Below are 19808 nucleotides of genomic sequence, written 5' to 3' on the forward strand. Positions count from 1 at the left end.
GATCCGGCGCGGCGGCGCGTCCGGCGCGGCGGGGGCGCCAGCGCCGGGGGTGACCGTTGTGACCGGATAGTCAAACTGAACGGACAGCGCAGGCGCCTCAGGCGGGCCGGGTCGGTTACGATCAGGACTTACCCGCCCGTCAGCGACGCCGGGACCGACGATTTCTCTGCGGTGAGCGGCCCTGCGCCGCGCCACCGCCGGTCGCCGTGCGGCACCCCGCGCGCCGCGAGGACGGAGGTCTCATGGAAATCCTGCTGCTCGTGACGGCGCGTACGGCGGAGCCGGCCGCGATCCTGCCCACCCTGGATCTGCTCCCGCACTCCGTCCGCACCGCACCGCGCGACGTGCGCACCCTCGTCTCCGGGCCGACCCCCGACGTGGTCCTGGTCGACGCCCGCGCCGAGCTCTCCGAGGCGCGCGCGACCTGTCGGATGCTGCACGCCACCGGGCTCGGCGTCCCGCTCGTCGCGGTCGTGACCGAGGCCGGGCTGATCGCACTGAACGCCGACTGGGGCGTGGACGACGTGATTCTGGCGAGCGCCGGCCCGGCCGAGGTCGAGGCGCGGCTGCGGCTCGCGGTGGGACGACTGAACAGCGCCGGCGCCGGCACCGGCGGGCTGATCCGGGCCGGCGAGCTCAGCATCGATCCGGACACGTACGCCGCGAAACTCAAAGGACGGCCGCTCGACCTGACGTACAAGGAGTTCGAGCTGCTCAAGTTCCTGGCGCAGCACCCCGGTCGGGTCTTCACCCGCGACCAGCTGTTGCGCGAGGTGTGGGGTTACGACTACTTCGGCGGCACCCGGACCGTCGACGTGCACGTGCGGCGGCTGCGGGCCAAGCTCGGCTCGGAGTACGAGTCGATGATCGGCACGGTGCGACAGGTCGGCTACAAGTTCGTCGTGCCACCGACCCGGCCGCTGCCGGAGGCCGAAACCGCGCCGGTCCCGGTCTGACCGGCGCGTTTGCGGATCTGACGACCTCGTCGCGGAGCGCCGTCCGGAAGCACCCGGACGGCGCTTCGGCGTATCGGCAACGCCAAGCGTGTCGCTTTTTGGCTAATAATATGAAACGCCCGTTTCGCGCGGTAAATCGTTCTTAACGTGGTCGCCGTGCACCTGACCGAGCCGCTGGCACCACGATCCACCACCGCCACGAACCACCACCGCCACGAACCACCCGCACCGCACCCCGGGCCGGGGCGTGTGAGATGACCATCGCGCGTCGTACCCGCATGCTGATGGTCGCCGCTCTGGCCGCGGTCACCATCATGGCGGCGGGATACACCTGGGGCTCCGCCCGCCTGCCGGATTCGCACCATCCGCGCCCCGCCGCCTGGGCGTATCCGTCCGGCGGACCGGCCGACGTACCGCGCGCGCCGGACAGCCGGCCCGCAGCCGCGCCGGCACCCCCGGCACTGGGGGCGGGCACCGACGGGCCGTACGGGTCGCGGCAGACCACCGGCGGCCAGAGCGTGGCACTGACCTTCGACGACGGCCCGGACCCCCGCTACACCCCGCAGATACTCGCGCTGCTGCGCCGCTACCAGGTCAAGGCCACGTTCTGCCTGATCGGGGCGAACGCGCAGGCCTACCCGACGCTGGTGCGGCAGATCGCCACGGAGGGGCACACCCTCTGCAACCACTCGTGGGATCACGACCTGTCCCTCGGCTCCCGGTCGACCGCCGACATTCAGGCCGACCTGACGCGCGCGTCCGCGACGATCCGCGCCGCCGCTCCCGGCCACCCGGTCTCGTACTACCGCCAGCCCGGGGGCAACTGGACTCCCTCCGTGGTCGCCGAGGCGCGCAACCTCGGGATGACCTCGCTGGACTGGGCCGTCGACCCACGGGACTGGGAGCGGCCGGACGGGGCGGCGATCGCGGCGATGGTGAACACCAACACGGCTCCGGGATCGATCGTGCTGATGCACGACGGCGGCGGAACCCGGACGGAGACGATCGCCGCGCTCCAGGAGATCCTCCCCCATCTCACGCAGCGCTTCCGACTCGATGCCCTACCACCCGGCAGCGCTCCGGCGAACCCGCCGAACTGACGCGCCCGGGTTGATCATGAGGTTGCCGCACGGGTACGGCATGCCGTGCGGCAACCTCATGATCAACATATCGGGACGAGACGTCGCGCCCACCCGATGATCACGGGATACCGTGATCGGATGAGCAGCGCGCACACCCCGGAAGAGCCCCCCGTCGAACGCACCGCGCGGCTGGACGCGACCGAGGTCCGGGACGTGCTGGCGCTGGCCCGCGCCGCCGGCGACACCGACGGCGCCGATCCGCTCTCCGAGGCCGTCCTGCTGCACCTGCGGCACGACGCCGCGGCCGACGTCGTACACCTGATGCTGCGCGACCCCGACGGCGCGCTCGCCGGATACGGCCACATCGACGCGGGCGACCCGAGCGAGGGGCCGTGGGCCGAACTCGTGGTGCACCCGCTGCGCCGACGGCACGGCCTGGGCCGCCGGTTGGTCACCGCGGCGGTCGCCGCCGCCACCCGGCTCGACCCCGCGGGGCGGCTCCGGGTGTGGGCGCACGGCGACCACCCGTCGGCCGGCGCGCTCGCGCTTCACCTCGGCTTCGCGCGGGCCCGGGTGCTGTTGCAACTGCGCCGCCCGCTGCGGCTCCCGCTGCCCGACCGGCCGTTGCCGACCGGGATCTCGCTGCGACCGTTCCGACCCGGCGCCGACGACGCGGCCTGGCTCGCGGTGAACTCCCGCGCGTTCGCGACCCACCCCGAGCAGGGTCGGTGGACCATCGACGACCTGCGGGTGCGGATGTCGGAGCCGTGGTTCGACCCGGCCGGCTTCCTGCTCGCCACCGATGACGCGACCGGCCGGCTGCTCGGCTTCCACTGGACGAAGGTGCACGCCGGGGCCGCGGAGTCGATCGGCGAGGTCTACGTGTTGGGCGTCGACCCGGACGCGCACGGGCGGGGGCTCGGGACGGCGCTGACCGTCGCGGGGCTGCGCCACCTGCACGATCGCGGCCTGAGCCAGGCGATGCTGTACGTCGACGAGTCGAACACCCCGGCGGTGGCGCTCTACGGCCGCCTCGGATTCGCGCGCTGGACCGCCGACGTGAACTACCGGCGCGGCTGAAGCCGACAAATCCGTCTCCCGCCCCGCGGTTCACGGAACGGACAACTCGCCCTCGGCCCCGCGCCACCTACGCGGTCGCACCTGTTCACCCGCTGTTCACTTGCGTCCGGCGAACCGGCCACCTACCCCTCCTAACTTGCGTAATGGCTGGTCACTGACCAGCTCCCGGGGCGGCGCCCCGGCGTAACGCAATGTGGGAAGGGACATCCTCAGGTGAAGCTCCAGCGGCACGGCATCCTTGCCGGCATCGCCCTGACCGCGGTCGTCGCGCTCAGTGCGTGCGGCTCGGACAACAACGCGCCCAGCGGGACCTCCGGCTCCGCTTCCGGGTCCGCCGCCGCCAACTGCGCCACCGGCACCCTCAACGCGCAGGGTTCGTCCGCGCAGAAGAACGCCATGGCTGAGTGGATCAAGGCGTACCAGCAGCAGTGCTCCGGCGTCACGATCAACTACGAGCCCAGCGGCTCGGGCGCCGGCATCCAGGCCTTCATCGCCGGCACCGCCGACTTCGCGGGCTCGGACTCCGCCCTCAAGGAGGACGAGCAGCCGAAGGCCGACGCCAAGTGCGCCGGCGGCAAGGCGATCCACCTGCCGATGGTGATCGGCCCGATCGCGGTCGTCCACAACGTCCAGGGCGTCGACAACCTGCAGCTCAAGCCCGCGACGATCGCGCAGATCTTCGCCGGCAAGGTGAAGAAGTGGGACGACGCCGCGATCAAGGCGGACAACCCCGACGTGAAGCTGCCGTCCACCCCGATCCAGGCGGTGCACCGCTCGGACGAGTCCGGCACCACCGACAACTTCACCAACTTCCTGAGCAAGACCGCCGAGAAGGACTGGACCTTCGGCAAGGCCAAGGCGTGGAAGGCCCCGGGCGGCACCGGCGCCAAGGGCTCGGACGGCGTGGCCAGCGCGGTCAAGCAGGCCGACGGCGCGATCGGGTACGTCGAGATGTCCTTCGCCGAGAACTCCGGCCTGGACATGGCCAAGGTCGGCAACGGGGCGGGCGAGTTCGTCGAGCTGACCCCGGAGTCCGCCGGTAAGACCATCGCCGGCGCCGAGGTGACCGGGCAGGGCGACGACCTGAAGATGTCGATCGACTACAACACCAAGGAGGCCGGGGCGTACCCGATCGTCCTGGTGACGTACGAGATCGTCTGCGGCAAGGGCCTTGCCGCGGACAAGCTCCCGCTCGTCAAGGGCTTCCTCGGCTACGCGGCCAGCAGCGCCGGCCAGTCCACACTGACCGACCTGGGCTACGCGCCGCTGCCGGACTCGGTCCGCACCAAGGTCGAGGCCGCGGTCAACAACCTCTCCTGAGCGAGATCCCTCCACCCCTCGAGACGACAGGCAGCGAGCTGATGGGCGAATCGCCTTCCCGCTCGGCGGACGCCCGCACCGGCGGGTCGGGCGTGACCACCAGTCACGCCCGGCCCGCCGGTGCCGTGGCGTCCGCCGGCATCCTGACCGGAACACCGTTGCCGACGGGGCCGGAATTCGAGCCGGGCCCCGGCATGGGCGGCGGCGGCGCACTGCCCCGGCGCCGCACCTTCGGCGCCGAACGTGCCTTCCGGGGCCTCTCCGTCGCGGCCGGCACCATGGTTCTCGTCATCATCATCGCCATCGCGATCTTCCTGATCGCGAAGGCGGTGCCCGCGCTGCGGGCCAACCAGGTCAACTTCTTCACCGCGAAGGAGTGGTTCGCGAACGAGGGCCGGTTCGGCATCGCCGCGCTGGCCTTCGGCACCGTGCTCACCGCGGTCATCGCGCTGCTGGTCGCCGTGCCGGTCGCGCTGGGGATCGCGCTCTACCTGTCCCACTACGCGCCGCGTCGGATCGCCACGACGCTGGGCTTCCTGATCGACCTGCTCGCCGCCGTGCCGAGCGTGGTCTTCGGCCTCTGGGGCCGGGAAGTCTTCATCGACCCGGTCAACGACTTCGCGGCCTGGCTCAACCGGTACTTCGGCTGGATCCCGTTCTTCGACAGCGAGGGCCCGTACGGCCGGTCGATCATGCTCGGCTCACTGGTGTTGGCGATCATGGTGCTGCCGATCATCACCTCGCTCTCCCGCGAGGTGTTCGCGCAGACACCGAAGGCCAACGAGGAGGCCGCGCTCGCGCTCGGCGCGACCAAGTGGGAGACGATCCGGACCGCCGTGCTCCCGTACGGCCGGCCCGGCGTCGTGGCCGCCGTCATGCTCGGCCTGGGCCGCGCGCTCGGCGAGACCATCGCGCTCGCCATGACGCTCGGCGCCACCTTCGGGATCTCCTTCAACCTCATCGGCAGCGGCGGCAACTCGATCGCGGCGAACATCGCCAACGGGTTCGGCGAGGCCAGCGACCTCGGCCGCGGTGCCCTGATCGCGTCCGGCCTGGTGCTCTTCGCGATCACCCTCGTGGTCAACATGACGGCGCGGGCGATCATCTACCGCCGCCGCGAGTTCACGGAGGTGGCCGCATGACGACCACGACCCTCGCCCCCACCGCCACCGCGCTGCGCGGCCGGCGGCTGCCGAAGTGGGCGCCGATCGCCATCGCCGCGCTCGCGCTGGCGCTGGCCGCCGCCCTCGTCCACGGCGCCGGACTCGGCGGCTGGGTGCTCACCCTCACGGTGGGCGCGCTGCTCTACCTCACCGGCCTGTACGCCGTCGCCACCGCGGTGGAGGGGCGCCGGGCGGCGCGGAACCGCACCTGGAGCGCCCTGATCCACTCGGCGTTCGTTCTCGCCGTGCTCCCGCTCAGCTCGGTGATCTGGACACTGGTGTCGAAGGGCGCCGAGCGGCTGGACGGCACCTTCTTCGGCACCTCGATGAACAACATCGGGCCGCGGGACGCCACCGGCGGCGCGTACCACGCGATCGTCGGGACGCTGCAGCAGGTCGGGATCGCCGCCCTGATCAGCGTGCCGCTCGGCATCCTCGCCGCGATCTACATCGTCGAGTACGGTCGCGGGCGCTTCGCCAACACCATCCGGTTCTTCGTGGACGTGATGACCGGCATCCCGTCGATCGTGGCGGGCCTGTTCGTCCTGGCGTTCTGGGTGCTGATCGTCTCGCCGTACGTCAACGACGGCCGCCCCGGCTACTCGGGCTTCGCGGCGGCGCTGGCGTTGAGCGTGCTGATGCTGCCGACCGTGGTGCGCTCGACGGAGGAGATGCTGCGGCTGGTCCCCGCGCCGCTGCGCGAGGGGGCGTACGCGCTGGGCGTGCCGAAATGGAAGACGATCCTGCGGATCGTGCTGCCCACGGCGCTGCCCGGCATCGTCACCGGCGTCATGCTCTCCATCGCGCGGGCCGCGGGCGAGACCGCGCCCGTCCTGCTGGTCGCCGGCGGCACCGCGGCCATCAACTTCAACCCGTTCGAGCACAACCAGTCCTCGCTCGCCCTGTTCGTCTACAGCCAGGCCACCGACTCCTCGAAGTACGCGCCGGCGCGGGCGTGGACGGCGGCGCTCACGCTGGTCGCGCTCGTGCTGGTCCTGACCATCGCGGCGAAACTGCTCGCCCGGCGCAACCGGCTCGGCCGATGAATCCCGGAGGAACAACCACCATGGCAAAGCGCATCGAGGCGGTGGGTGTCACCGCGTACTACGGGTCCTTCAAGGCCATCGAGGACATCAACCTGGCCGTCGAGCCGAAGACGGTCACGGCGTTGATCGGCCCCTCCGGCTGCGGCAAGTCCACCTTCCTGCGGTCGATCAACCGAATGCACGAGGTGCTGCCGGGCGCCCGCGTCGACGGCAAGCTGACCATCGACGACCAGGACATCTACGACCCCGACGTCGACGTGACGGCGGTACGCCGCACGATCGGCATGGTCTTCCAGCGCCCCAACCCGTTCCCCACGATGTCGATCTTCGACAACGTGGTGGCCGGGCTGCGGCTCAACGGCGTGAAGAAGAAGTCGATCCTGGCGGAGGCGGCCGAGCGGGCGCTGCGGTCGGCGAACCTCTGGGACGAGGTCAAGGACCGGCTCGGCAAGCCCGGCGCGGGGCTCTCCGGCGGCCAGCAGCAGCGGCTCTGCATCGCCCGCACGATCGCGGTCGAGCCGCAGGTGGTGCTGATGGACGAGCCCTGCTCGGCGCTGGACCCGATCTCCACGCTGGCGATCGAGGACCTGATGTTCAAGCTGAAGGACCGCTACACGATCATCATCGTGACCCACAACATGCAGCAGGCCGCGCGGGTCTCGGACCGCACCGCCTTCTTCTCGATCGATCGCACCGGTGACCCGGGCCGCCTCATCGAGTACGACGCCACGCAGAAGATCTTCAGCAACCCGGGCGTGAAGAAGACCGAGGACTACATCACCGGCCGCTTCGGCTGACCGGCACCGCCCCACGGCCACGCCACGCCCCCGCCGATCAGGACCCGTTCCCTCGGCGGGGGCTTCGCCGCAGCACAGCGGTCAGCCGAGCACGAAGCGGACGCTGCCGTCGGCGTAGACCTGCAGGGTCGGGGTGACCGCCGTGCAGGCGTCCCGCCCGGCCGCGGCGGCGAGCACCGCCGGCAGGTCGGGGCAGGCGGCGATCTCCCGCAGCGTCACCATGGTCGGCGGCAGCATCGCCAACTCCCCCGCCTCGGCACGGGCCAGCGCGTCCGCCGGCCGGATCCACATGGTGTGGTCGGCCTCGCCGGAGACGTCGCGGGTGCGCTGCCCCTCCGGCAGCACGGCCACGAAGAAGTACGTGTCGAAGCGCCGCGGCTCGAACTCGGGCGTGATCCACCGCCCCCAGGGCGCCAGCAGGTCCGACCGGAGCGCAAGCCCGCGGTCCCGGAGCAGCCCGGCGAAGCCCGTCTCCCGGCCCACCAGCGCCCGCCGCGCCGTCTCCCAGTCGTCGCCGCTCACGTCCCCCACCACCGTGCCGGGGTGCGGCCCGGCCAGCAGCACGCCCGCCTCCTCGAACACCTCGCGCGCCGCCGCGCAGACCACGGCCTGCGCCGACTCGGCGGGCAGCGCCAGGCGCACGCCCCACTCGTCGGGCTCCGGCCCGGACCACGCGAGGTGGACCTGCGAGTCGGAGGGGTCGACGCCGCCGCCGGGGAACGCGTACACGCCGCCGAACGTCATGGTCGCGGCGCGGCGGATCACGTACACCTCGAAACCGTCGGGCGCGGGCCGCAGCAGCAGCACGGTGGCGGCGACCCGCGGCACGGCCGGGGTGCCGCCGGTGGCGTAGAACTTGCTGGCGTGCTCCACCAGCGCGTCGGGGACGTCGAACTCCCGGGCGTCGCCCGGCCGCGGAGTGTCTTCCAGGACCACGCCGCGAGCCTAGGTGCCGCGCGCCCGCGGTGCCACGTCGACGCACGGATCTTGACGGATGTGCCGCGTCGATTCATCGGTTAGCGTGCCCGCATGACACGTTGGGGCATTCTGGCCACCGGTGGCATCGCCACGAAGTTCGTCGAAGACCTCCGGCTGGTGCCGGACGCGGAGGTCGTCGCGGTCGGTTCCCGTACGCCCGCGGGCGCCCGGGCGTTTGCCGACCGGCACGGCATCCCCCGCGCGTACGGCTCCTGGGCCGAGTTCGCCGCGGACGACGACATCGACGTCGTCTACGTCGCCACCCCGCACGCCGCGCACCACGCCGCGGCGATGACCTGCCTGCAGGCGGGCCGGGCGGTGCTGTGCGAGAAGCCGCTCACGCTGGAGCGGGCGACCAGCGCCGAGCTCATCGACACGGCCCGTGCGCGGGACGTCTTCCTGATGGAGGCGATGTGGATGCGGTGCAACCCCACGGTCCGCAAGGCCGTGGGGCTGATCCGCGACGGCGCGATCGGCGAGGTGACGACCGTGCATGCGGACTTCAGCCTGGCCGGGCCGTTCCCGCCGGAGCACCGGCTGCGCGCCCGCACCCTCGGCGGCGGCGCGCTGCTCGACCTGGGCATCTATCCGGTCAGCCTGGCGCACCTGCTGCTCGGGGCGCCGCACCACGTGCGGTCGTGGGCCAAGCTGAGCCCCGAGGGGGTCGACGAGAACACGGGAATCGTCCTCGGCTACGACTCCGGGGCGGTCGCCGCGCTGACCTGCGGGATCATCGGCGGCACTCCGACGGTGGCGGCGATCACCGGGACGAAGGGGCGTATCGAGCTGCCGCCGGACTTCCACTGCCCGAACCGGTTCACGCTCCGCCGCGACGGCGCGGAGCCGGAGGTGGTGACCACCGAGCAGCAGGGCTGGGGCTACCAGTACGAGGCGGCCGAGGTGCAGCGCTGCCTGGCGGCGGGGCTGCGGGAGAGCCCGCTGGTGCCGCACGCCGTGACGCTCGAGGTGATGGGGCTGCTGGACACCGTGCGCGAGCAGATCGGCGTCACGTACGCCTGACGGCCGAAGGGCCTCCGCACACCGGTGGTGCGCGGAGGCCCTTCGGCCGGACGGGCGTCAGCTGAACAGCGGCCGCGCCAGGAAGTACATGAGCGCCCCGATCGACCCGGCGGCCGGGAAGGTCAGGATCCACGCGCCGACGATGTTGCCGGCGACTCCCCACCGCACGGCCGAGAGCCGCTTGGTCGCGCCGACGCCCATGATCGCCGAGGTGATCGTGTGCGTGGTGGAGATCGGCGCACCCAGCACCAGGGCGTTGAAGTAGAGCACGCCGCTGGCGACGGTCTCGGCGGCGAAGCCCTCCGGCGGCCGCAGGTCGATGATCTTGCGACCGAGGGTACGGATGATCCGCCAGCCACCGGCGTACGTGCCGGCGGCCAACACGGCCGCGGAGGTCCAGAACGCCCACTCCGGGATGTGCGTCGCGCTGCTCTGGTAGCCGCCGACGTACAGGGCCAGCACCACGATGCCGATGGTCTTGGCGGCGTCCTGCATGCCGTGACCGACCGACATGAGCGCCGCGGAGGCGGTCTGCGCCCAGCGGAAGCCCCGGTTGAGCCTGCCCGGGTTGCCCCTCCGGAAGACCCACTGTACGGCGATCATGACGACGTAGCCGAGCACGAAGCCGACCATCGGCGACAGGATCATCGGGATGACGACGCTCTCGGCGAGGCCGCTCCACAGCACGGTGCCGGAGGCCGCGATCGTCGCGCCGACCAGGCCGCCGATCAGCGCGTGCGACGACGACGAGGGCAGACCGAAGTACCAGGTGATGAGGTTCCACGCGATGGCGCCGATCACCCCGGCGAAGACGATGCCGAGGCTGGCCGAGCCGGTCGGCAGTTTCACCAGGCCGCTGCCGACGGTCTTGGCCACCTCGGCGCCGAAGTGCGCGCCGATGAAGTTGCCGACCGCGGCCATGGCCAGCGCGACCCGTGGGGTCAGCGCGCGGGTGGAGATGCTGGTCGCGATCGCGTTGGCGGCGTCGTGGAAGCCGTTGGTGTAGTCGAACACCAGCGCTACCGCGATCACCGCCAGTACGGCGATGAGTTCCGGACTCACTGGTTCAGGACTCCTTGACCGCGATCGTCTCGACGGTGTTCGCCACGTGCTCGAAGGCGTCGCACGCGGCTTCCAGCTCGTCGGCGACCTCCTTCATCTTCAGCACGGTCAGCGCGTCGTACTCGCCGGAGAAGAGCCGGACCAGCAGCATCCGGTACACCCGGTCGCCGTCGTTCTCGAGCCGGTTGCACTCGATCCAGTAGTCCTCGATGTTCTTCATCGCCCGCAGCCGGGGCATCGCGTCGGCGGTGACCTTGGCCTGCTGGTCGAGGATGTCGACGAGCTCGTGCATCTCGCGGGGCAGCGACGGCAGCTTGGTCAGCCCGTAGAGGTAGAGCAGGTTGCCGACCGCCTCCAGGTGGTCCATCACGTCGTCGAGCTGCGAGCCGAGCCGGTAGATGTCCTCCCGGTCGAACGGCGTGATGAAGGTGGAGTTGATTTTCTTGTAGAGCTCGTGGGTGATCTGGTCGCTGTCGTGCTCGACCTCGGTGAGCCGCTCGCTCACCGACTGCACTTCGGCGCCGGGCAGCGCCAGTTCGTTCAACAGTTCCGTGCCGCGCACCAGATTCTGCGCGGCCCTGGTGAAGAGCTCGTAGAAGGCGCCCTCGACGGGGCGGAAGGAAAACTTCACGACGACCTCGCTGCGTCTGGTTGGCGGATGTCGGGTCCGCGGGAAGGTGTTTCCCCTGAATCCTCGGGGAATGCTAGGCAACCCGGATTTGGGACTTCTGGGCGGCTACCTCCAGTCACACCACATTCAGTCCGCGTTCACCTGGTGTTCACTTTCTGCGTCCCGAAGCAGGCGCGTTCGTTCCGCGGCGACGTCGAAGTCCGCCGCCGGATACCTCAGCCCCAGCTCCGCGAACGTCTCCCGCAGCAACTGGGCCACCGCCCAGTCGCGGTACCACTTCCGGTCGGCCGGCACGACGTGCCACGGGGCCGCTGGCGTGCTCGTCCGGGACAGGGCCTCGGCGTACGCCGCCCGGTAGTCGCCCCACCGCGCCCGCGCGTCCACGTCCGCCGGGTCGTACTTCCAGTGCTTCGTCGGATCGTCCAGCCGGGCCAGCAGCCGGTCGCGCTGCTCCTCGTACGAGATGTGCAACATCACCTTGACCAACGAGACCCCCGACCCCCGCAACTCGGCCTCGAAGTCGTTGATCTCGTCGTACCGCGCCCGCCAGACCTCCTCCGGGACCAGCGACTCCACCCGGGCGATCAGCACGTCCTCGTAGTGCGAGCGGTTGAAGATGCCGACCTGCCCCGGCGCGGGCAGCGCGCGGCGCACCCGCCAGAGAAAGTGGTGCCGCCGCTGTTCATCCGTCGGCGGGCCGAACGCCCGGATGTGCAGCCCGAGCGGGTTCATCGCGCCCGCCACGCGCTTGACCACGCCGTCCTTGCCGCCGGCGTCCATCGCCTGCAGCACCACCAGCACCCGCGGGCCGCCCGAGCCGGCGCGCTTCGCGGTCGCGACGAGCATCTCCTGCTGCCGCGCCAGCTCCGCGCCGAGGCCGGCCAGCTGCGCCCGCGCCCAGAGCTTCGGCCGGTCCCCCACGACCTCCGCCGGCGGCAGCCCCGGCGTCGACCGCGGGTCGATCGCGTCCAGCCGGACCGGACCCGCCTCGCCGTCGACGCGCAGCAGCCGGCGCAGCGAGATGTCGGCGGCGCGGGGACGGATGAGCCGGAATGTCTCCTCGGTCATCAGCCGATGATCGCCCAACCTTCGCGGCCCCGCCCGGTGATCATGGGCGCCACGGGCGGGCGCGGCTCAGACCACCAGGGCCAGCCACTTCCGGTACGCCGTGGCGAACGGCTCGGTGCCGTCGCCGAGCGCGTCGAAGAGCCACCGCGCCGCGGCCTCGGCGTGCGCGACGAGCTCGTCGGGATAGCCGAACCTCCGGCGGTGCTCCGCGAACTCGTCCTCGTCGCGCAGCTCCACCGCGCCCGTGCCCCGGCGACGCACGACGTCCAGATCGAGATCGACCAGGTGCACCGTGTCGCCCTCCCAGCGCGCCGGGGTGGCGATGTCGCAGTAGACCTCGCTGGTCCGCGGCGGCGGGTTGAACATCCCGGTCCACCAGGCGCCGTGCGGGACGAGCAGCACGAACGGGATCTGCTCCACGGAGGGACGCCCGTGGTAGACCGAGCGGGTCCCCCTGGCCACGCCGAGCCACGTCCCCAGGTCGTCCTCGGTCAGCCGTCGTGCGGGGTAGTCCCGGTGCGCCGCGCCGTCGTACTTGCGGTAGACGACGCGGACAACATCGCTCGACATGCTCCGAACCCTAACCGATCGCACCCGACCCCCGCGGCGAGCTAACCGCGTCAGCACGCCACCGCGCGTCCCGTACGCCATGGCCCCGCGACCGCGGATCGCACGCCCTCCCCGCCGCCGCGGCACGTCGCCCACGCAGCGACATCCGCGGATGTCTACAACGGACGGCAAGCCGGTGGTGCGGCGCGCGGCGGCACGACCCCCGGCCACCGGGCCGGGACCCGGCAGGTCACCGGCGCCGACGCCCAGGTGTGCCATCCGTCGCCCCCGCTGTGGATAACCACGGTCCGCGACACGCCGGACGGTACCGTCGCACGGTGACCGCCACCCCCGCCACCGACACCACGCCGTCCCCCCGCCGCCGGCGTTCCGCCCGGGCGAGCGCCGAGGAGCTGCTCGCCGCCGCGGTCGGCGCGGTCCCGGGCGGTGCCGCGCGCCCCGGTCAGCAGCAGATGGCCGCCGCGATCGAGCACGCCGTCTCGTCCCGCGAGCACCTGCTCGTCCAGGCCGGCACCGGCACCGGCAAGTCGCTGGCCTACCTGGCGCCGGCGCTCACCGTCGACGGCCCGGTGGTGGTCTCCACCGCGACGCTCGCGCTCCAGTCCCAACTCGTCGACCACGACCTGCCCCGGCTGGCCGAGGCGGTCGAGCCGGTGCTCGGCCGGCGGCCGACCTTCGCGGTGCTCAAGGGCCGCCACCACTACCTCTGCCTGGCCCGCCTGGACAACTCGAACGAAGACGAGCCGGAGGACACGCTCTTCGACGCCCCGGCGCCGGCCGGGACGAAGTGGCTCGGCGAGGCGGGTCGGCTCGGCAAGCAGATCCAACGGCTGCGCGACTGGGCGCTGGAGACCGACACCGGCGACCGCGACGAGCTCGACCCGGGCGTCGACGACCAGGCGTGGCGGCTGGTCTCGATGCCGGCCCGGGAGTGCGTCGGCGCGGCCCGCTGCCCGTACGGGGACGAGTGCTTCGCGGAGGCGTCGCGCGCCCGGGCGCGTGAGGCGGACGTGGTGGTGACCAACCACAGCCTGCTCGCCGTCGACATGCTCGCCGGGCGGCACATCGTGCCGCCGCACAAGCTGCTGATCGTCGACGAGGCCCACGAGCTGGCCGACCGGGTCTCCTCAGCGGCGCAGGCGGAGCTCGTCCCCGAGCTGATCGACCGGGCCGCGCGCCGGGCCCGTCCGCTGCTGCCCGCGGACTCGGCCGAGCTGCTGGTCGAGGCGGGCGACGCGCTGGCGGTCGGGTTGGCCGAGACCCCGGGCGGGCGGCTCACGGCCGGGTTGCCGCCGGCGCTGCGCGAGGCGTGCACGCTGCTCGACGCGGCCACCCGGGCCGGGCTCGAGGCGATCGGCGACATCAAGGCCGACGACCCCGACCCGGTGCGCAAACAGCAGGCGAAGGCGGTGCTCGACGAATTGTCGACGACGACGCAGCGCCTGCTCGAAGAGGCCGACCACGACGTGGCGTGGGTGGAGAAGCCGGAGGGGGCCGGCGCGGGGCGCCGCGCGCTGGTGGTCGCGCCCCTCTCGGTCGCCGGCACGCTCGCCACCCACCTGTACGACGAACGCACCGTCGTCGCCACCTCCGCCACGCTGGCGCTGGGCGGGCGGTTCGACACCGTCGCCCGCGCCCTCGGCCTCGGCCCGGCCCCGGCCCCCGATCCGTCACCGGCGGCCGCGGCGCTGGCGACCGCGGCGGGCGGCCGACGCGTGCCCGCCGCCTCAGACCGGGACGACCGGCGCGCCGCGACACGGGCCGAGCGGGACGGGCACGGGGCGACCGAGGGGCCCGGGTGGCGCAGCCTGGACGTCGGGTCGCCGTTCGACTACCCGCGCCAGGGCATCCTCTACGTCGCCGCCCACCTGCCCCGGCCCGCCGCCTCGGGCCTGCCGGACGCGGCCGGCGAGGAGCTGCTCAAACTGGTCGGCACGCTCGGCGGCCGTACCCTCGGGCTGTTCTCGTCCCGGCGCGCCGCGCAGCAGGCGGCGGAGCTGCTGCGCGCGAAGACCGACCTGCCGGTGCTGCTGCAGGGCGAGGAGTCGCTGCCGCTGCTGGTCCGGCGGTTCCGCGAGGACCGGTCGAGTTGCCTGTTCGGGGTGATGTCGCTCTGGCAGGGCGTCGACGTTCCGGGCGACGCGTGCCAGCTCGTCGTCATCGACCGGCTGCCCTTCCCCCGCCCCGACGAGCCGCTCGCCGCGGCGCGCGCCGCCGCGGTGGACGCCGGCGGCGGTTCCGGGTTCGCCGCGGTGAGCGTCCCGATCGCGGCGGTCCGGCTCGCCCAGGGCGTCGGCCGGCTGATCCGCGCGACCGGCGACAAGGGCGTGGTCGCGGTGCTGGACTCCCGGCTGGAGACCGCCCGCGGGTACGGGGCGTTCCTGCGCCGGTCGTTGCCGCCGTTCTGGTACACCACCCGGCCCGACGTGGTGCACGGCGCCCTGCAACGCCTCGCAGCGTCCTAGCCGCCGGCCCCAACCGCCGATCTGCGGTCAGATCGGCAGCTGCGGCGGTTCGGTGCCGACGACCACGGCGTCCGGCGGCGGCTCGGGAGACCGGCGTCGGGCCAGCCGCCGGACCGCCGTGTTGACCACCGCCACCAGCGGCACCGAGATCAGCGCGCCGGTGATGCCGGCGAGCACCACGCCGGAGGCGATCGCCACGATCACCGCGAGCGGATGGATGGCGACCGCCCGCCCCATGATCAGCGGCTGCAGGATGTGTCCCTCGACCTGCTGCACGGCGACCACCGCGCCGAGGATGATCAGTGCGGTGACCCAGCCGCTGTCCACGAGCGCGACCAGCACCGCGACCGCGCCGGAGAGGGTGGCGCCGACGATCGGGATGAACGCGCCGAGGAAGACGAGCGCGGCGAGCGGGAACGCGAACGGGACGTCGAACACCACCAGGACCAGGCCGATGCCGACCGCGTCGATGAAGGCGACCAGCACGGTCGCCCGGACGTAGGCCACCAGCGTGCGCCAGGACGCCCGGCCGGCATCGTCCACCCGCCAGCGTGCCTTGAGCGGCAGCAGGCCGACCAGGAAGCGCCAGATCTTCTGCCCGTCACGCAGGAAGAAGAAGGTGGCGAAGAGCACCAGCACGGTGCCGGTGAGCACCTCGAAGACGGTCGCCGCGGTCGAGAACGCCCCGCTGGTCACCGACGACGTGTGGGTTTGGATCCACTGCTCACCGGCGTCGATGTACTGGTTGAGCTGCCCGTCGGAGAGATGCAGCGGGCCGGTCTTGAGCCAGTCCTGGATCTGCCGGATGCCCGCCGTGGACTTCTCGGACAGCTGCGGCACCCCGGCGATGAACTCGTTCACCACCAGCGTGAGGGTGCCGACGACCGCGGCCAGGCCGCCGATCAGCACCACGGCGGTGGCCAGCGAGCGCGGGAACCGGGCCCGCAGCAGCCATCCGACCGCGGGCGCGAGCAGCGCGGAGAGCAGCATCGCGATCAGCAGCGGGATCACGACGATCCGGACGGTCCCGATCACCTTCAGCATGGCCCAGCCGACGATGCCGATGACGATCAGGCGCCAGCACCAGGCCGCGGCGATCCGCAGGCCGTGCGGCACGTCCGCGTCGTCACGGCTGGAGGTCGACGGATGGACCTCGTGGGGCGGCTCGCCCCCGCCCGCGGCGGTCGGCGGCTCCGACGGGGCCGAGTACCGCAGCGTCCCGTCCGGGACCTGCCGCGAGTCGTGCGACTTGACCCGCGCCGACCGGACGGAGGCGCGCCCGGTCTCGTACGCGCGGCGCAGACTCCCACGGATCTGCTCGAACCGGCTCAAGCGCACCCCCCTGATCGCGAATCGGTCTTCCTACGGTAGCGGTCGGTAACGTCCCATCCGTGGCTATCGAGCCCTGAGTCGTCCCCCACTTTTCCACCGCCGGCCCTGCGTAACCATCTCGGCGGCCCGGCCGCCGGGCGCGGTACGGTTCCGGACGTGACCGCCGATCAGCACACCGAGCAGGGCCTTCCGATCCGCCTGCTGCACGACCGCGTCCTCGTCCGCCTCGAGGGGATCGAGGGCGAGCGGCGCTCGACCGCCGGCATCGTCATCCCGGCGACCGCGTCCGTGGGCAAACGGCTCTCCTGGGCCAGCGCCGTCGGCGTCGGCCCCAACGTCCGCTCCATCGTGGTCGGCGACCGGGTGCTCTTCGATCCCGACGATCGGTCCGAGGTGGAGCTGCACGGCCGGGAGTACGTGCTGCTGCGGGAGCGCGACGTGCACGCGGTGGCCGCGGAGCGGGTCCAGCCGGACGCGACGGGGCTCTACCTGTGACGCCGCGCGGGCGGTGAGCTGACGCCGCGCGGCCGGTGAGCTGCCGGCGCCGCGGTCAGCGATAGCCCGGCGGCGGGCCGTAGCCGGGCGGCGGGGCGCCGTAGCCGGGCGGACCGTACCCCGGAGGCGGGGGACCATAGCCGGGCGGACCATAGCCGGGCGGCGGCGGGCCGTATCCGGGGACACCGGGCTGGCCGGGGACACCGGGCTGGCCGGGGACACCGGGCTGGCCGAACCCGCCGGGATGGTACGGCGCGGCGGGCGCGACCGGAGCGGGCGGCGGCACCAGCACCACCGGGATCGGCACCACGGGCTCGTCCGGCGGCTCCAGCGTGCGCCGCACCCCGTCCGGGAAGCTCACTTGGTAGCGGCTGCCGTCCCAGAACGCGTCCGGGGTCTGCGGATCCCGTCCGACGAAGGCCTGCCGGTAGGCGGCGATGGCCTGCAGCAGCCGCCACTCCTCGGCGGCCGTCCGGGCCAGGTCGGCCGGCCGGGTGTCCAGCCCGCGCAGCATCCCGTCGCGCAGCAGCGCCAGCCGTGTCGCGGCGACCTGGTAGCCCCGCATCGCCTTGAGTCCGGCGTCCCCCCCGACCCGGCGCGCCCACCGACGGGCCGAGTGCCGCCGTCCCAGGCTGCCCAACGCGGCGACCTCCGGCGGAGTGAGCCAGCCGGCCCGGACGTAGTCGGGCAGGACGCGCTCGGTGAGCCGCCCCTCCCAGCCGCGCAGCCAGACGGCGAGCCCCACCATGCCGAAGAAGATCGGCACCATCACGCCGATGTAGCCGTAGAGCAGGATCAGGTTCTGCCCGGTGGCCACCGCGAGTGACGGCATCAGGTTCCAGGTGCCGTGCAGCATCATCGACAACAGCAGCCCGGCGAGCGGCGCCAGCCAGCGCACCCGGCGGTCCGCGGCCCGGGCCGCGATGCCGAGGCCGACGCCGGTCATCGAGGTGAAGAGCGGATGCGCGAAGCCGGTGAGCAGGATCCGCACGATGAAGATCGCGAAGACGTTCTGCGCCCCGGTCGCCGGCCCGTACTCGTGTGCGCCGGCGGCGTAGCCGTGCCCGCCGAGGTAGAGGATGTTCTCCACCATCGCGAAGCCGACCGCCGACAGCCCACAGTAGACGATGCCGTCGGTGATGCCGGACCATTCCCGCCGGCGCGCGACGAAGAGCAGGATCGGCCCGAGCGCCTTGGTCAGCTCCTCGATGAAGGGCGCGACCAGGACCGCCACCAGCGCGTCCGGCAGCCCCCACCCCTGGAACAGGTCCGCCGCCCAGGTGTTGACGTTGAGCGACGCGGCGGTGGAGACGAACGCCCCCCAGCCGAAGCAGAAGATGAGGTAGCGCATCGGTTCCGGCTCGTACCGGTCGAGCCAGAGGAAGCACGCCACCAGTACGGGCACCGGCAGGATCGCGGCGATCAGACCGATGATCAGCGCCTGGAGGCCGAGGCTCTCGCCGAGGGTGAAGAGCATGAAGACGGCGCAGCCCGCGATCAGCAGGATGACGCCGGCCATCACCAGGCCACGGCGCCACGCGCTGCGCCGGCCGGGCAGCGTGGCCGGCACGGGCGGCGGCGTGGGACCCCCAGCGGCCGCGGGCGGCGGCGCTGCACCCCCACCGGACGCGGGCGTCGGCGCAGCGGGCTCCGCACCCGGAGGAATGTCAGCCATGCGGCCAGCCTAGCCACCGTCATCCCGTTCGTGGATCTCCGGTGGAAAACCCCGCCCCGGCCCGCCCAGGTCACCGGCGGGACGCCCCGGGCGAGGCGCACGGCAGACTGACCGGCGTGACAGCGCTCATCGACGACTGGCGGGACGCGGTACGCGACAGCGGCGCGACCGCGGACGGCGACACGGTGGCCGCGGCCGGCGCGGAGCTGATCGACCGGTGGCGGGAGCCGCACCGGCGGTACCACGACGTCGCGCACCTCGCCGCCGTGCTGGCGGTGGTGCGGGAGCACGCGGAATTCGCCACCCGGCCCGCGCTGGTGCGGCTCGCCGCGTTCTGGCATGACGCCGTGTACGACCCGGCCGCCGGTGACGGCGCGAACGAGCGGGACAGCGCGGAGCTGGCCGGCCGGGTCCTGCGGCGGCTCGGGATCGCCCCGACGGACGTGGCGGAGGTGCAACGGCTCGTACTGCTCACCGCCGGCCACGCCGTGCCACCGGGCGACCGCGACGGCGCGCTGCTCTGCGACGCGGACCTGGCGGTGCTCGCCGGCCCCCCGGCGGCCTACGACGCCTACGCGGCCGCGATCCGCCGGGAGTACGCGCACGTGCCCGACCCGGCGTTCCGGGCGGGGCGGGCCGCGGTTCTCCGGCAGCTGCTCGCGCTGCCCGCGCTCTACCGGGTGCCGCCGCTCGCCGGGCGCTGGGAGCGGCCGGCCCGGGCGAACCTGGCCCGCGAGCTGGCGGCGCTCGGCGAGGCGCCCTGAGCCCCGCTACCGCACGGTGTGCTTCGGCCGGCGCAGCCCGGACGCCCGGAGCACCCGGACGATCTCCCGACCCGGGACCACCCGCGCCCCCAGCCACACCGCCATCCGGAACCGCTCCGCCGGCAGGTCGTAGTGGTCGCGGTCGAAGGCCCGCCGGGGCGCGCCGAGCATCTCGGCGAAGGCGTGCAGCTCGGCGTACGACACGTCGCTGACCAGGTGGGACCAGAGCCGGCCGCGGGCCGGCCAGACGGGCGGGTCGACGTAGAGCATGGCCGTCACCGTATCCGGCCGGCTAGCCTGCGAC

At 72.8% G+C, this 19808-nt stretch carries 19 protein-coding genes; 11 read left to right on the forward strand and 8 right to left on the reverse strand.

Features of this window, described 5'->3' with window-relative positions:
- The first annotated feature begins 242 nt into the window (after positions 1-242).
- From BLW47_RS02975 to pstB, 7 genes are all read left to right on the forward strand, one after another.
- Entirely contained in the window at positions 243-956 is a 714-nt protein-coding gene (locus BLW47_RS02975; protein ID WP_091551029.1) for a winged helix-turn-helix transcriptional regulator, read from the forward strand.
- Between the two features lie 254 nt (positions 957-1210).
- On the forward strand, positions 1211-2056 hold the full coding sequence (locus tag BLW47_RS02980; protein WP_091551031.1) for a polysaccharide deacetylase family protein: 846 nt from the start codon (positions 1211-1213) through the stop codon (positions 2054-2056).
- 120 nt (positions 2057-2176) lie between these two features.
- Positions 2177-3118, forward strand: coding sequence for a mycothiol synthase (mshD, locus tag BLW47_RS02985; RefSeq protein ID WP_091552438.1), 942 nt, complete (start codon positions 2177-2179; stop codon positions 3116-3118).
- A 213-nt stretch (positions 3119-3331) separates the two neighbouring features.
- Positions 3332-4438, forward strand: coding sequence for a phosphate ABC transporter substrate-binding protein PstS (pstS, locus tag BLW47_RS02990; protein WP_091551034.1), 1107 nt, complete (start codon positions 3332-3334; stop codon positions 4436-4438).
- 41 nt (positions 4439-4479) lie between these two features.
- Positions 4480-5580, forward strand: a complete 1101-nt coding sequence (gene pstC / locus BLW47_RS02995; RefSeq protein ID WP_091551036.1) for a phosphate ABC transporter permease subunit PstC — start codon at positions 4480-4482, stop codon at positions 5578-5580.
- Positions 5577-6647, forward strand: coding sequence for a phosphate ABC transporter permease PstA (gene pstA / locus BLW47_RS03000; protein WP_091551039.1), 1071 nt, complete (start codon positions 5577-5579; stop codon positions 6645-6647). The genes pstC and pstA overlap by 4 nt, the downstream gene beginning before the upstream one ends.
- A 20-nt stretch (positions 6648-6667) precedes the next feature.
- A complete protein-coding gene (gene pstB, locus BLW47_RS03005; protein WP_091551042.1) occupies positions 6668-7444 on the forward strand; it encodes a phosphate ABC transporter ATP-binding protein PstB in 777 nt (258 codons plus the stop codon).
- An 81-nt stretch (positions 7445-7525) separates the two neighbouring features.
- Here pstB and BLW47_RS03010 read toward each other — a convergent pair whose 3' ends face one another.
- On the reverse strand, positions 7526-8374 hold the full coding sequence (locus BLW47_RS03010; RefSeq protein WP_091552441.1) for an NUDIX hydrolase: 849 nt from the start codon (positions 8372-8374) through the stop codon (positions 7526-7528).
- Between the two features lie 99 nt (positions 8375-8473).
- Here BLW47_RS03010 and BLW47_RS03015 point away from each other — a divergent pair, with 99 nt between their 5' ends.
- Positions 8474-9442, forward strand: a complete 969-nt coding sequence (locus tag BLW47_RS03015) for a Gfo/Idh/MocA family protein (protein WP_091551044.1) — start codon at positions 8474-8476, stop codon at positions 9440-9442.
- 57 nt (positions 9443-9499) lie between these two features.
- Here the strand turns inward: BLW47_RS03015 and BLW47_RS03020 are convergent, their stop codons facing one another.
- From BLW47_RS03020 to BLW47_RS03035, 4 genes are all read right to left on the reverse strand, one after another.
- Positions 9500-10504, reverse strand: a complete 1005-nt coding sequence (locus BLW47_RS03020) for an inorganic phosphate transporter (RefSeq protein WP_091551046.1) — start codon at positions 10502-10504, stop codon at positions 9500-9502.
- Between the two features lie 4 nt (positions 10505-10508).
- Complete coding sequence (locus tag BLW47_RS03025) at positions 10509-11135, reverse strand: DUF47 domain-containing protein (protein WP_091551049.1); 627 nt, start codon at positions 11133-11135, stop codon at positions 10509-10511.
- A gap of 126 nt (positions 11136-11261) precedes the next feature.
- Positions 11262-12203 carry a PPK2 family polyphosphate kinase gene (locus BLW47_RS03030; RefSeq protein ID WP_091552444.1) on the reverse strand — a complete coding sequence of 314 codons (942 nt, stop codon included), beginning with the start codon at positions 12201-12203 and terminating at the stop codon, positions 11262-11264.
- Positions 12204-12269: 66 nt separating this feature from the next.
- A complete protein-coding gene (locus BLW47_RS03035; RefSeq protein ID WP_091551051.1) occupies positions 12270-12773 on the reverse strand; it encodes a DUF402 domain-containing protein in 504 nt (167 codons plus the stop codon).
- A gap of 272 nt (positions 12774-13045) precedes the next feature.
- Here BLW47_RS03035 and BLW47_RS03040 point away from each other — a divergent pair, with 272 nt between their 5' ends.
- On the forward strand, positions 13046-15238 hold the full coding sequence (locus BLW47_RS03040; RefSeq protein WP_425435313.1) for an ATP-dependent DNA helicase: 2193 nt from the start codon (positions 13046-13048) through the stop codon (positions 15236-15238).
- Between the two features lie 27 nt (positions 15239-15265).
- Here BLW47_RS03040 and BLW47_RS03045 read toward each other — a convergent pair whose 3' ends face one another.
- Positions 15266-16585: an AI-2E family transporter gene (locus BLW47_RS03045; protein WP_425435339.1), complete on the reverse strand. Its 1320-nt coding sequence runs from the start codon at positions 16583-16585 to the stop codon at positions 15266-15268.
- A 141-nt stretch (positions 16586-16726) separates the two neighbouring features.
- Here BLW47_RS03045 and BLW47_RS03050 point away from each other — a divergent pair, with 141 nt between their 5' ends.
- Positions 16727-17065: a GroES family chaperonin gene (locus tag BLW47_RS03050; RefSeq protein ID WP_091551054.1), complete on the forward strand. Its 339-nt coding sequence runs from the start codon at positions 16727-16729 to the stop codon at positions 17063-17065.
- Between the two features lie 55 nt (positions 17066-17120).
- Here the strand turns inward: BLW47_RS03050 and BLW47_RS03055 are convergent, their stop codons facing one another.
- Positions 17121-18740 (reverse strand): PrsW family intramembrane metalloprotease, encoded by a 1620-nt coding sequence (locus BLW47_RS03055; protein WP_091551057.1) that lies wholly within the window; start codon positions 18738-18740, stop codon positions 17121-17123.
- 116 nt (positions 18741-18856) lie between these two features.
- Here BLW47_RS03055 and BLW47_RS03060 point away from each other — a divergent pair, with 116 nt between their 5' ends.
- On the forward strand, positions 18857-19504 hold the full coding sequence (locus tag BLW47_RS03060; protein WP_091551059.1) for an HD domain-containing protein: 648 nt from the start codon (positions 18857-18859) through the stop codon (positions 19502-19504).
- 6 nt (positions 19505-19510) lie between these two features.
- Here BLW47_RS03060 and BLW47_RS03065 read toward each other — a convergent pair whose 3' ends face one another.
- The gene (locus BLW47_RS03065) at positions 19511-19774 is read right to left on the reverse strand and encodes a DUF4031 domain-containing protein (protein ID WP_091551062.1); all 264 of its coding nucleotides are present in this window, start codon (positions 19772-19774) and stop codon (positions 19511-19513) included.
- Positions 19775-19808 lie beyond the last annotated feature (34 nt).

This window comes from Micromonospora pattaloongensis (genome assembly GCF_900107255.1).
Classification (GTDB): domain Bacteria; phylum Actinomycetota; class Actinomycetes; order Mycobacteriales; family Micromonosporaceae; genus Micromonospora_I; species Micromonospora_I pattaloongensis.